We start from the raw sequence: 13480 nt of genomic DNA, 5'->3' as shown, positions 1-13480 counted from the left end.
GGCTAGTAAACTGGTACGAAGAATACTACTTACGCTACACGTCGTTACACACTGTACCAATGGCCAATAGTCGCTACGATCAAGTAATGCACCTTCCGAGATACTGCTTTCTTCCTAGTCACCATAGAAAGCCATGCTTTTTGCTGCCACTTTTGTACGTTTTCTCTTCTTTTTCATGCTGATTTCGGAACAGCGTGGTGAAACATTGGCCCTTGCACAGGAGCGCTGGCGGCGAGAACAGACAGACTGGGGACGCCTTGAGCTGACAGCTCGAGACGCCTGTAAGAAACAAACAGAAACGCCCGACTGGCCAAGCCAGTCGGGCGTCGTCTTGTCGCTGAGACGTCAGTGAAGGGGCAGCTAGCGCATCAAGCGTCGGTGGTCTGCGATACCCGACGATCGAGCAGGCTTCGCCAGCGCATCAACACCGGCGCATCACTCAGGCTGACCTGGGACAGCAGACGGCGAAACTCGCTTCGAACCGCATCGTCGTCGGGATCGACACACGTCAGCCAGACTTCCAGAGCCCCGAGCAACTGATGAAGGTTGCCGTCCCGCTCCGCCTGGGTGCGCGCCTGCTCGGCGAGGGTCCGTACCGCTTCGGCGTCGCGACCCAGGCGGTGGCGTACCAGCGCCAACTGGGTGGCAAGCTCCGGGACAAACAGCGTCGTGCGCTCTCGGGCCATCAGCAGACACTGATCCAGATAGTCTTCGGCCTGCTCCAGCTCCCCCATGGCAAGACAGGCGTCCACGTACCACAGGTTCGGACGCTGACTCGGGTCCCGGCCGGTCACTTCCGCCAGTTCCTCGTGGGCCGCCTGAAGCTGCTGCAGGCCTTCACGACTCCCCGCCAACGCCTGCTGCCATCCCAGTACCGCACGGGAGGCGACCTGCCATAGGTGCAGATCGGAGCTGCCGGTGAGCTCATACGCTCTCTGGGCCCGATTGGCCGCTTCGTGGACATGCCCAAGCTGGCGGTACAACGCGGAGGCGTACATCAGCGCCATCGCCAGACTGCCGGGATGATGGATCTCTTCCGCCAGGCGAATGGCCGATTCCACATGGCGTTCCGCCCGCTGGTAGTCGCCACGCAGACACAGCGCCCATCCCTGGAAGCAGGCAGCCGCCACCTGCGGGTGGTCAGAGAACGGCAACCACTCGATCATCATCGGCTTGTTCAGCGGATCCAGCTCTTCCAGATGGTCATAGGCCTGGCGAATTCTGCCAGCCCAGTACTCACAGCTTGCCCCGGCGTAGTCGGCTAGGCGCTGGTAGCGCGGGTCCTCAAGACGCAAGGCGAGATCGTTCAGCCGCGAGGCCAGCAGAAAGGCGTCGGCGTGGGCGTTGCGCTGACTGCAGCCAACCCATAGTCCCCACTTGACCAGGAACGCCTGCTCGAGATCGTCCTCATCCTCGAGGTCGGTGGTGCACTCAGCCAGCAGCTCACGTGCCTTGACGAAGCTCTCGTGGGCAGTAGGCGAACCATGCCCCTCCAGGGCGAAAGCGGCCTGACCACGCACCGTCAGCAAGCTGATTTCACGCTCTGCCTGGGGCTCGACCTGGCGCAGACTGGCGAGGCCGGCGTCGGCCATCTTCAGCGCCGTGCGATTGGCACTGACCTTGAGCGCCTCCCGGGCGGCAAGCTCGAAGTAGCGCGCGCCTCGAGCGTAGTGACCACTGCGCCGCAGGTGCATGGCGAAGTCACCGGGATGACGACTGATCCACACCGGGAAACGTTCTTCGATCAACTGAACCACGCGGCGATGCATGTCGACCCGCACGTCACGCGGACAGGAAAGATAGGCTGCCTCATGCAACAGCTGGTGGGTGAACTGAAATTCTCGCGCCCCCACGTCACCATCGGACGGCTCGATGATCTCGAGTCGACGCATTTCTTCCAGCGCCCGGCTCAGCCGTTCCGGCTCCCAACCACTGCACTCGGCCAGAAAGTCGAAGCGGAAGTGGCGACCCAGCACCGCCGCGATGTGCGCCACTTCGCGATCGCCATCCAGTTGATCGATGCGACTGGTCAACAGGCCAAGCAGGCCGTGGGGCAGTTCGTCGAGCTGGACGCTACGCCCTTCCCGCCGGTCCATGTCGAGACGACGACAGATCTCCTGCAGGTAGAGCGGGACGCCATCGCAGCGCTCGATGATCTGGCCCCGCAGGCGCGGCGACAGATGCAGCCGATAGCGCCGAGCCAGCTGGGTCAACAGCCGCGACGACTGCATGGCGTCGAGCCTGCCAAGCGCAATCTGCTGATCCCAGTGCAGTCGGGTGGGCAAGGATTCACGACCATGATGGCTGGCGATCAACAACAGCGGACAGTTGATCGGCAGCCGCGCCTGGAGGCCGGCCAGCACCTTGAACGATGGCTCGTCGACCCACTGCAGGTCGTCGATCATCAGTACCAGCGGACGTTCCTGTGACAGCTCATGAATCAGCCCATGCAGAAGCGCCACCACCGCTTCCACCGCCTCGCTGCTCTGCGCAAGCAGCGAGACTTCGTGAGGTTCGCGAATACCCATGGCCTCTTCGAGCCAACGAATATCGTCGTCATCCAGCTCGCTTAGGCCCAGGCGCTCGACCAACGCCGCCAGGCCCTCGCTGTCGATCTCGCCCCCCAGGTGCCAGCGCACCAGGTGGCGCGCCACACCATAGGATTCCTGCACCGACATGCGGGTGTTGGGCTGCCAGCAGATGGTGGCGTCGCGACTCTGCTCAAGGTGGCGAAACCCTACCAGCAGTGCCGACTTGCCAAGCCCGGAAGGCCCCTTCACCAGCACGCTCTGACGCAGGCCGATACCGGCCCGCGCCAGTGCATCGCGCAGCATGCGCAGCGCGTTCTCGCGCCCCACCAGGCTTGGCGGCGTCGCGTCACGGCCGCCCTCATTGGTGCCCAGCACCAGGGCACGCAGGCGGACTCGGCCGTCGCTTGCCACCAACCGCGAAAACAACCTCGGTTGCAGGTCCAGCGCCGGCGGCATGTGCTGGCTGGCCTCCTGAGAAATGACGAGTTCGCTGCCCTCGGCGGCGCTCATCAAGTCGAGTGCCCGCTGGGTCACCTGACCCAGCGGGTCCACCAGGTGGCGCGACGGCAGATAGACCACCTGGCCGCTGTTCAGGCCCGCCGCCAGGGTCATGTGGGGCAGGCTCCCTTCACCGGTCCAGTGTCGCTGCAACTCTTCCGCCAACAGACGTCGACAGTGTTCGTACAGGGCCACCAGTTCTGCCAGCTGATGCGCCGGCCCATGGGTACCGAAACAGGCAAGCCCCAGCCCGCCCGTGGCCCCAGGCAACCAGAAACCTCCCAGATGGTGGCACTGCTTCTCGAGCCAGCGCATCAGTTCGATCTGCAATGCCAGACAGGCCCGCGTCTCGGCCCGGCTGCCCATGTCGCCGTCCAGTGTCAGGCGAATCGCCATGACCGACAGCTGCCTGTGCTCGACCTCCTCTTCGCCGAGCGGCGGACTGTCCATCGCCAGGGTCCGCGAGAAGGCGCCCTTGGGCGACAAGGACGGATTTTCGGGCTGTCCGTCGGACCAGTAACAAGCCAACTGCAGGAAACTGGGGTCTGGCTGTTGCCCGGACAGCGCCAGCAACTGCAGGAAGGCGTTGTACTGCTCATGCGCCGCCGCCATCTGGCCTTGCTCGGCCAGTTGGCGCACCAGCTTTTCATGAAAGGGAGCGTAACCGGAAAATCGGCTGACCAGCTCCTGCAACAACGCATCGGGGATGCTGCCTTCCTGGTCGAGCACGTCTTCGGCGAAGCGAATGACCCGCTGGCGCCACTCGTTGCGCACCTGAATCAGCCATCGCTGGAAGTCGGGACAGGCCGGCAGCTGTAGCTCCTCCACCAGGTCGCCTCGATATAACCCCAGCAATTCTTCCAGGGTGTCGATGTCACGACTGCCCTCCAGCAGCCGCTGCAGTTCATGAACATCGAACCCCCATTGCGACGGCAGTTGAAAGGCGATGGTCTGGCGCGACACCGTCAACACCTTGTCGGCCTCATCCCCCAGCGACTGACGCAGACAGTGAAGGGCATGTCTCAGGTTGGTGCGACCGGAGGACAACCCCTGGTCGGGCCACAGCAGTTCGGCCAGGGTCGCGCGGTTGACCGGCTGCTGATGCAGCAGCAGGTAGACCAGCAGCGCCTTGACCTTGTCGTAGCTGAATTGAACGAGGACATCGTCTCCCAGGTTGAGGGAAAAGTGCCCAAAGAGTGCCAGGTGGTCCTGGTCCGTTATCTGGGAAGCATCGTGTTGGGCGTCCCGCATGATGGTGTCCCTGCGTGGCGGTGCTATCGGCCTCAGGCCGGCACACCGCTGTGAAATCGAAAGGCGACGTCCGGGGTCGTCACAAGTTGCTCTTCGCGGGCCTTGAAGACCGCAATGCGCGCTTCTATCGGCGCGTCTGAAAGCTGGCTCGCCAGTGTGATGTAGTCCTCGAAGTGGCGTCCTTCCGACTTAACCAGACCTCGGTAGAACTTGGCAAGTTCGTCGTCGAGATGTGGAATAAGTCGCGCAAAGCGTTCACAACTGCGCGCCTCGATCAAGGCACCGACGATCAGCACATCCACCAGACGCTCCGGCTCATCGCGCCTGACCAGTTCCCTCAGTCCTTCAGCATAGCGCGATGCGCTGAGATGGCGGTACTCAATCCCCCTGGCGCGCATGATTTTCACGACCTGCTCGAAGTGCAGAAGCTCTTCACGAGCCAATTGCGACATCTTGGTCAGCAGGTCGACGTGATCCACGTAGCGATACATCAGACTCATGGCCGTGGACGCCGCTTTCTTCTCGCACTGGGCGTGATCGATCAACAACAGGGTTTCATTGTCCAGCGCCCACTCGACCCATGCATTCGGCGTCGCACACGGCAGGAACTCGAGAAGCTCCTCAGGCAGCGAGGTGTCATGGTCGGGGCTGATGGTGACATTCATGAAAGCGGTTTCCATTGCTGGGCCCCATCGGGCCCGGACTCGAGATGAAGTGTCCGACGTTCTTCGGCGGCCTGCTGAAGGGCCTGGCTGATGGCGGCGTACAACTGCTGAGGCTGGTCCGGCACACCTGGGCGCAGCACGATACCGTAGGCTGCCAGGTCGCCGATACGATCACGCCCCACCCTCAGCAGCTCTATCACACGCGACGCCGCCGGCTGAGACGAACGAAAACGCACGCGATGGCGTCGCATCTGGCGCTCCAGCAGGTCTTCGTCGATCACCTCGACGAAATTCGCGGCCACCTCGATACGCAGAGCGTCCAGTTCCCCGATCCGCCTCTCGCGCTCATCGCCATCCAGCGAGAACCAGCGCAGAATTTCCTGATCATGGCGCTGACAGCCACGGCAGACGTTATCGCCCACCGTGGTCGAACACAGCCCGACGCAGGGCGACACCACAACTTGGGTCATCGTCGGACACCTCATCGTGCTAAAAATTGAATCGGCACATGGTAACGCCTGCCTCGAGCGGACACACCCCTACCCCAGTCGAATAGGCACGAACCGGCCTCGGCGACCAAAGTTCAAAGCCCGTCATGACGGGCTCTCTTAACATTGTCGACAGTTTATTCTAGAATCCCGGCCACCGTTGACAGCGTGTCCCTCACGTTCGAGCGAGACGCGTTCGAGCGTGACCACCACAAACCAATGAGGGCCCCCACGTGCTTGAAGCCTATCGCCAACATGTCGAAGAGCGTGCCCAGGAAGGCATTCCCCCCAAGCCGCTGAACGCCGAACAGGTCGCCGAACTGGTCGAACTGCTCAAGGCGCCGCCCGCCGGAGAAGAAGAGACTGTCCTCGATCTGCTGACCAACCGCGTTCCGCCCGGGGTGGACGAGGCCGCCTACGTCAAGGCCGGTTTCCTGACCGCCCTGGCCAAGGGCGAAGCCGAATCTCCGCTCATCGACAAGGTGCATGCCGTCAAGCTGCTGGGCACCATGCAGGGTGGTTACAACATCGCGACCCTGGTCGAACTGCTCGATGATGCTGAGCTTGCCAAGGAAGCCGGCGAGCAGCTCAAGCACACTCTGCTGATGTTCGACGCCTTCCACGACGTCGCCGACCGCGCCAAGGCCGGCAACGAGGTGGCCAAGGACGTGATGCAGTCCTGGGCCGACGCCGAATGGTTCCTGTCCAAGCCGGCACTGGCCGACAAGATCACCCTGACCGTGTTCAAGGTGCCCGGCGAGACCAACACCGACGACCTGTCCCCGGCCCCCGACGCCTGGTCACGTCCGGATATTCCGCTGCATGCCAACGCCATGCTCAAGAACGAGCGTGACGGCATCGAGCCCGAAGTCCCCGGCACCAAGGGCCCCATGGCGCAGATCGAAGCGGTCAAGGCCAAGGGCTTCCCGGTCGCCTACGTCGGCGATGTGGTGGGTACCGGTTCCTCGCGCAAGTCCGCCACCAACTCGGTGCTGTGGTTCTTCGGCGACGACATCCCCAACGTGCCCAACAAGCGTGCCGGTGGCTTCTGCTTCGGCGGCAAGATCGCCCCGATCTTCTTCAACACCATGGAAGACGCCGGCGCCCTGCCGGTCGAGATGGATGTGTCGAAGATGGAAATGGGCGACGTCATCGACGTCTACCCCTACGAAGGCAAGGTCTGCCGTCACGACACCGACGAAGTGATCTCCACCTTCGAGCTGAAGACCCAGGTCATCCTCGACGAGGTCCGCGCAGGTGGCCGTATCCCGCTGATCATCGGTCGCGGACTCACCGACAACGCCCGCAAGGCGCTGGGTCTGGAGCAGTCCGACGTCTTCCGCCTGCCCGAGCAGCCCAAGGACACCGGCAAGGGCTTCACCCTGGCCCAGAAGATGGTCGGCAAGGCCTGCGGCCTGGAAGGCGTGCGTCCCGGCATGTACTGCGAGCCGAAGATGACCACCGTCGGCTCTCAGGACACCACCGGTCCGATGACCCGTGACGAGCTCAAGGACCTGGCCTGCCTGGGCTTCCAGGCGGACCTGGTGATGCAGTCGTTCTGCCACACCAGCGCCTACCCGAAGCCGGTCGATGTGGAAACCCACCACACCCTGCCGGACTTCATCATGAACCGTGGCGGCGTATCGCTGCGCCCGGGCGACGGCATCATCCACTCCTGGCTGAACCGCATGCTGCTGCCGGACACCGTCGGCACCGGCGGTGACTCCCACACCCGTTTCCCGATGGGCATCTCCTTCCCGGCGGGCTCTGGCCTGGTGGCCTTCGCCGCCGCCACCGGTGTCATGCCGCTGGACATGCCGGAGTCCATCCTGGTGCGCTTCAAGGGCAAGCGTCAGCCTGGTGTCACCCTGCGTGACCTGGTCCATGCCATTCCCTACTACGCCATCCAGCAGGGCCTTCTGACCGTCGAGAAGTCCGGCAAGAAGAACGCCTTCTCTGGTCGCGTGCTGGAGATCGAGGGCCTCGAGGATCTTACCGTCGAGCAGGCCTTCGAGCTGTCCGATGCCAGTGCCGAGCGCTCCGCGGCGGGCTGCACCATCACCCTGTCCGAAGACTCTGTCTCCGAGTACCTGAAGTCGAACATCACCCTGCTCAAGTGGATGATCGCCAATGGCTACGGTGACAAGCGCACCATCGAGCGTCGCATCCTGGCCATGGAAGAGTGGCTGGCCGACCCGAGCCTGATGCGCGCCGACGCCGACGCCGAGTACGCCGAGGTCATCGAGATCGACCTGGAGCAGCTCAAGGAGCCGGTACTGTGCGCCCCCAACGACCCGGACGACGCCCGTCTGCTGTCCGAGGTGGCAGGTCAGAGCATCGACGAGGTGTTCATCGGTTCGTGCATGACCAACATCGGCCACTTCCGCGCCGCAGGCAAGCTGCTCGAGAAGCAGCCCGCCGGCAGCCTGAAGACCAAGCTGTGGCTCGCCCCGCCTACCAAGATGGACCAGCACCAGCTGACCGAGGAAGGCTACTACGGCATCTACGGCCGTGCCGGCGCGCGCATGGAAATGCCGGGTTGCTCGCTGTGCATGGGTAACCAGGCCCGCGTCGCCGCCAAGAGCACGGTGGTATCCACCTCCACCCGCAACTTCCCCAACCGTCTGGGTGATGGTGCCGACGTTTTCCTGGCCTCCGCCGAACTGGCCGCCGTGGCCGCCGTGGAAGGTCGCCTGCCGAGTGTCGATGAGTACCGCCGCTACATGGGCGAGTTCGACGCCATGGCCGGCGAGATCTATCGCTACATGAACTTCCACGAAATCGAGGAGTACCAGAAAGCCGCCTCGAACGTGATCCCGGTGGCTCAGGAAGCCTGAGCCAGGCCGCGATCGCCAGGTGAGGCCCTGATCGGGCCTCACCAGTGCCAAGAGATTGGAACGCGGTTATCACGGAAATTTCCGGAAAGACATCCGGAAACAAGAAGCGCCCCGGAGGAAAACTTCCTCGGGGCGCTTTTTTCATACCTTCTTGTGATTATTCCACGTCGAGCTGTCCGTGCTGCACCATTTTGTCGAGGAAGCTGTCGCTGGAAGCACCGCCCATGCTGACCTCGGTGAGGGTGATCACCTGGTCGGCCCCGTCGCCACTCGCTCCTATGCCACCGTCCGTCTTCACCGAGAGCACGGTATTACTGCCCTCCTGGCTGGCGTAGAGGTACGCAGAGACGTCTTCATCGGTGGCGTCGTCGAGGATGTCAGACAGGTCCAGGGTGTCCGCGTCGGCGTTTGTCGCAGTATCTCCCAGGGTGAAGTTGTTCACCACGACCGAAGAGGGACTGGAGGCAGTGCCTACATCTCCCAGATCGAGCACGATGGTATCAGCACCGACGGCTGCCCAGATTTCACCGTCACCATCATCGTTGGCGCTGGTATCAAGGCTACGAGCCGACGCCGTTGCTGCACTGGCAGACCCAGCAGACGGCAAGGTCAACTCAAGGCTTCCGCTGACCGTGTCACCATCGCCATCCGCGCCTTCCACCGGGAGTGTCAGCTGGCCGTTGTTCGAACCAGACCCATCCCCCTTCTCCAGCCACGAATACTCGAAGTCACCACTCAGACCAAACGCGTACCAGTCATGCAATCCCTTGAATTCCAGCGCTTCGAACGGCTGGTCGGTTGCCAGCTCGAATCGAGAACCACTCGGGATGTTCATGATTCGCAGCGAGCCGTCGTCCAACTCGGTAATATCCAGGCTCGAGGTGACGTCGCGACCGCTGGTGTCAAAGAAGCGAATATCGCCGCTGCTCAGGGTCAGCACGTTTTCCTGGCCCACTTCGTAGGGATGCCCACTGGTGGCGTTGCCATCCGGCGCCAGGCCAATGGCCTTGATCGTGAGCATCGGGAATTCCATCCGCTCGGCGCGAAACACGACGTCGCTGAAGAAATTGACCCCACGATGATCTTCCCAGTTGGGACTATTGCTGGAGAAGGCGAGATCGTCGATAAAATCGATACGAGTGATCTCGTTCTGGCCGGTCAGGGTATCGCCACCCACCGCCACGAAGTTATCCCCCTGGGTCCTCAGGAAGGTCGGCCGACTCATGCCATCGTCGACCGACCAGGCAGATACTAGTACATCCGGGGCGACGTCGCCGTTGTCGAAAGCGAGGTAGCGATGCCCGAATCCGGTAGCACCTGTCCCCGTCTGGAAGGGAACGACAACCTCCTTGGTGGCCTCGCTGAGCTCGAGACTCGACTGCCCGATGGCGGCAATGCCGTCATCGAAGACATCGACGGTATAGCTGGAGCCATCCGCAGCCAGACTGACTTCGAATGCCACGAAACCGCCAGCGGTGGTTGCCTGAAGGGTCAGCCCGTCACCACTGAGCTGGTAGGTGAGAGTTTCACCGCCCGAGGTTCTGACCGGCAAGCCGCTCGGACTTGTCACCTGGGTACCCGCCAATGATGCACCGAAGGTCAGTGAACCGGCGCCGTCGGCCCCGAAGAAACTGATGTCATCGGTAGCGCCATCGGTCAACACACCGGCCTGGACCGCTGAAGGCTGAGGTGAGTCGTCATCGACCACGACGACCAGATTGCCTTGCGCCGTGTCTCCATCACTGTCGGTCACGGTGTAGCTGACGTTGAAGCGCAGATCGTCCTCGATGTCCGCCACCGGGTGATCGAGCGGCTGGGAAAGCACGACCCGGTACTGGCCCGTGGAAGCATCCAGCATGTCGATGGCGATGACGCGGTTGCCGGCTTGATCAAGACCCACCAGGGACAGGACATTGCTGCTCAGGAAGTAGCGAATATCCTGACCGTCAGATGTCTGCGCGGGCAGACCCGAAGAGTCGGCGCCCCAGGCGAAGCCACCACCGGCTGCGGGACCGTCGTCGCCAAAGCTGTAGCCCAGCAGACCGGTAACCACGACCGCCTCGCCCGCGGCGTCACCACTACCGCCCGCGATTCCTCCGGGCAGGCCATCTTCATCCACCACCGCGACCACCGGATCCGAGCCGTCCGTCTCTGGCGTGGAGGGTCCGGTACCGCTATCGCCGACCGCAACGCTGAGGCTGCCGCTGACAGCGCTGCCGTCCCCATCCGTGGCGGTGTAATTGATGGTGGCGTTGCCGACAAAACCGGGGTCGGGAGTGAAGGTCAGAGTGCCGTCCTGATTCACCGTGACGGTACCGACGCCGGCGCCGCCCTGGACGGTGGCGTTGGTGATGCCGCCGGAGCCATCCGCGCCAAAGTCGTCGTTGCCGAGCACATCGACGGTGACACTGCCATCGTTGTCGGTGGTGGCGCTGTCGGCGTTGGTGACCGGCATGTCGTCATCAATGGTGATATCGATGCTGCCCGTGGCGCTGTCGCCGGCGCTATCGGTGATGGTGTAGCCAACACTGAAATCGATATCGCTCTCGACATTGGGGTCGGAGTGATCCAGCGGCCTGGTCAGCACCACCCGGTAGCTACCGCTGGCGATGTCGGTCAATTGCACCGAAATGACACTATTACCACTGCTGTCGGAGCCGGTAAGTGAGAGTCCGTTACTGCTCGGCGACCAGTTGACCGGACTGCCGCCGGAGGTCAGGGCAGGTAGCCCCACAGTGCTCCAGGCAAAGCTGCCTGGCCCGGCGCTACCAAAGCTGTAGCCCAGCGAGCCGGTCGCCACGGTGCGCTCCCCGTGGACATCCTCGATGCCACCGGCAATGCCGCCAGGCAGGCCATCTTCATCGACAACAGCGTTAGGTGCAGTGGTATTGGGGTCGCCGTCGCTATCGGGAGTGGTGGGTCCAGTGCCGCCACCGTCGATGACGTCGACGTACCAGTGGCCCACCATCGGATCACCGTCGCAATCCAGCACCTTGTACTTGATGCTCGCACTGCCGGTGAAGCCATCATCCGGAATGAAGGTCAAGGTGTGATCGTCGTTGATCACCACCTGCCCATCGCCGGACACGACTTCGGCTTCGACCAGATGGCCGAGATCGGCGCCCGGGCTGTCGTTGGCCAGCACATCCTTGGTCACCGCCTGGCCCACCTCGGTACTGGAATTGTCGTCCACGACCAGCGGAGTGTCGTCGTCGACAGTGACCTCCAGGTAGCCCTTGGCCTCGCTGCCTTCGGCATCCTTGACCACATAGCCCAGCGCCAGGTCGATATCGTCTTCGGTTCCGGTGGCGAAGTGATCCAGCGGGCGCAACAGGGACACCGTCACCAGATCCGAATCATCCGCCCTGACCACCGTGAACACGGCCTCGCCCGTCACCTCGTCACGCCCGGTCAGGCTAAGGCCGTCAGCCGAGACCTCATAGACAACCGTGTTTCCCTGGCTCTGCAAGTTGGTCGGCAGGCCATCGGTGGTCCAGGTGAAGGCGCCGCTGGAGGCGGGTCCGTCTGCACCAAAATCATAACCTAGCTGCGCACTGACGACGGTGGCCTCACCGGCTACATCGCCAGGTCCGCCGGCATTGCCCTCGGGCAGGCCATCCTCGTCCACCACCACAGAGGGCGAAACGGTATTGGGGTCACCGTCGCTTGACGGGGTGGTCGGGCCGGTATCCATGGCTTCAGTAATGTCCACGGTGACCTTGACCCGCCCCCTATCACCGTCATTGTCGATCGGCCTCAGGGTGAATTCGAGCTCGGGATTGGTACTGTGATCGAGTCCCTCCTTGGCCTCGAACCTCCAGGTGCCGTCAGAGTTCACGGTCAGGGTCCCGACCGACAGCTCGATAGGCGTGTCCAGACGGTAAAAACCTGACGACTCGGAAACGTAGACGCGCATTTCGCGCAGACCATCAGCGCCTGCGTTGATCGACCAGGTGCCGCTGGCCACCTCTCCTTCGACCACCGAGTCCGGCGCGGTGGCGGTGGCATCAGGCACGTCATCCTCGACGAAAATCCGCAGGTTGTCGGTTTGCGTCCCCTGGCTAGCGCCGCTCACTTCTACCTTGAACGCGTCATTGACGCCTTCGTCGCCGCGCCCCTGAGAACGGTGATCGTCGGAGTTTTCGGTCAACTGATAGGTCCAGTTGTAGCTGCCCTGACCATCCACCGACACGGTCAGGGTGCCAAAATCGCCACTGAGGCTTCCCCCTCCCGTCAGGTCAACACCGTTCACCACGAAACTGTCGATCTGCCCCCCGGCCGGAGCTTCATAGACGCCTGAAGCCGAGGTCGCAGCCGACCCCGCGCTGGTGCCGTCAGCCAGCCCCGCTTCATCCACGCTGAAGTCGCTCGTAGTAGGCGGGGTGGTGCTATCACCTTCAGTGATCTCAACCGTGACCTTGGCTCGCCCCCGATCTCCGTCATTATCGATGGGTCTCAAGGTGAATTCGAGCTCGGGATTGGTGCTCTGATCGAGTCCATCCTTGGCCGTAAACTCCCAGGTGCCATCCGAGTTGACGATCAGAGTGCCCACCGATAGCTCGATGGGTGTGTCCAGACGATAGAAGCCCACCTCCTCGGACACGTAGACGCGCATTTCGCGCAGGCCATCCGCGCCGGCATTGACCGACCAGGTGCCGCTCGCCACCTCACCTTCGGCCACCGAGTCAGGCCCGGTGGCGGTGGCTTCGGGCACGTCATCCTTCACAAAAATCCGCAGGTTTTCGGTTCGCGTGCCCTGGCTATTACTGTTTACTTCGACCCTGAACGGATCATTGATGTCTTCTTCACCACGCCCCTGGGATCGGTGATCGATGGTGTTATCGGTCAACAGGTAGTCCCAGCGATAGTTGCCCTGGCCGTCCACCGATACCGTGAGAGTACCAAAATCGCCGCTGAGGCTACCGCCTCCGGTCAGATCGACGCCATTGACGACAAAGCTGTCGATCTGCCCCCCGGGTGGCCGTTCGTAAACACCTCCTGCCGAGGTCGCAACGGAGCCTGCCCGGGTGCCGTCGTCCAGCCCCGCCTCATCCACCATGAAGTCGCTATTCTGATTCGCCATGCTGTGTTCCCCACGTGTCACTGACAACAACGAGATATGACTGACGCGCCGCCGTGCGATATCCACACGCCGCTCCGACTCAGCCGAGCTACACATTTCCCATGGCAAAAGATATGCGCACACAACG

General features: G+C 62.6%; 5 protein-coding genes. 1 reads left to right on the top strand and 4 read right to left on the bottom strand.

Translation table 11 applies throughout. The features are described from left to right. Positions 1 to 368: 368 nt before the first annotated feature. From NKF27_RS09190 to NKF27_RS09180, 3 genes are read right to left on the bottom strand one after another with little or no spacing between them, the layout of a single operon-like run. Positions 369 to 4280, bottom strand: a complete 3912-nt coding sequence (locus NKF27_RS09190) for an AAA family ATPase (protein WP_253556191.1) — start codon at positions 4278 to 4280, stop codon at positions 369 to 371. 32 nt (positions 4281 to 4312) lie between these two features. Continuing rightward, the gene (locus tag NKF27_RS09185; protein ID WP_253556189.1) at positions 4313 to 4945 is read right to left on the bottom strand and encodes a tRNA-(ms[2]io[6]A)-hydroxylase; all 633 of its coding nucleotides are present in this window, start codon (positions 4943 to 4945) and stop codon (positions 4313 to 4315) included. Beyond that, positions 4942 to 5415 carry a DUF1289 domain-containing protein gene (locus tag NKF27_RS09180; protein ID WP_253556187.1) on the bottom strand — a complete coding sequence of 158 codons (474 nt, stop codon included), beginning with the start codon at positions 5413 to 5415 and terminating at the stop codon, positions 4942 to 4944. The genes NKF27_RS09185 and NKF27_RS09180 overlap by 4 nt, the downstream gene beginning before the upstream one ends. Positions 5416 to 5666: 251 nt before the next feature. Between NKF27_RS09180 and acnB the strand changes: the two genes are divergently transcribed. Next, positions 5667 to 8270, top strand: coding sequence for a bifunctional aconitate hydratase 2/2-methylisocitrate dehydratase (acnB, locus tag NKF27_RS09175; protein WP_253556185.1), 2604 nt, complete (start codon positions 5667 to 5669; stop codon positions 8268 to 8270). Between the two features lie 157 nt (positions 8271 to 8427). Here the strand turns inward: acnB and NKF27_RS09170 are convergent, their stop codons facing one another. Next, positions 8428 to 13353, bottom strand: a complete 4926-nt coding sequence (locus NKF27_RS09170; protein WP_253556183.1) for an Ig-like domain-containing protein — start codon at positions 13351 to 13353, stop codon at positions 8428 to 8430. Between the last annotated feature and the right edge of the window lie 127 nt (positions 13354 to 13480).

Source organism: Halomonas sp. DN3 (assembly GCF_024137905.1).
Classification (GTDB): domain Bacteria; phylum Pseudomonadota; class Gammaproteobacteria; order Pseudomonadales; family Halomonadaceae; genus Halomonas; species Halomonas litopenaei.
Note: the sequence above shows the minus strand (reverse complement) of the source record. Positions and strands in the feature narration are given on the sequence as shown.

Excerpts from the sequence above, each read along its gene's own strand:
- NKF27_RS09185 (WP_253556189.1), bottom strand. The coding sequence starts at position 4,945 with ATGAATGTCACCATCAGCCCCGACCATGACACCTCGCTGCCTGAGGAG.
- NKF27_RS09170 (WP_253556183.1), bottom strand. The coding sequence starts at position 13,353 with ATGGCGAATCAGAATAGCGACTTCATGGTGGATGAGGCGGGGCTGGAC.
- NKF27_RS09180 (WP_253556187.1), bottom strand. The coding sequence starts at position 5,415 with ATGACCCAAGTTGTGGTGTCGCCCTGCGTCGGGCTGTGTTCGACCACG.
- NKF27_RS09190 (WP_253556191.1), bottom strand. The coding sequence starts at position 4,280 with ATGCGGGACGCCCAACACGATGCTTCCCAGATAACGGACCAGGACCAC.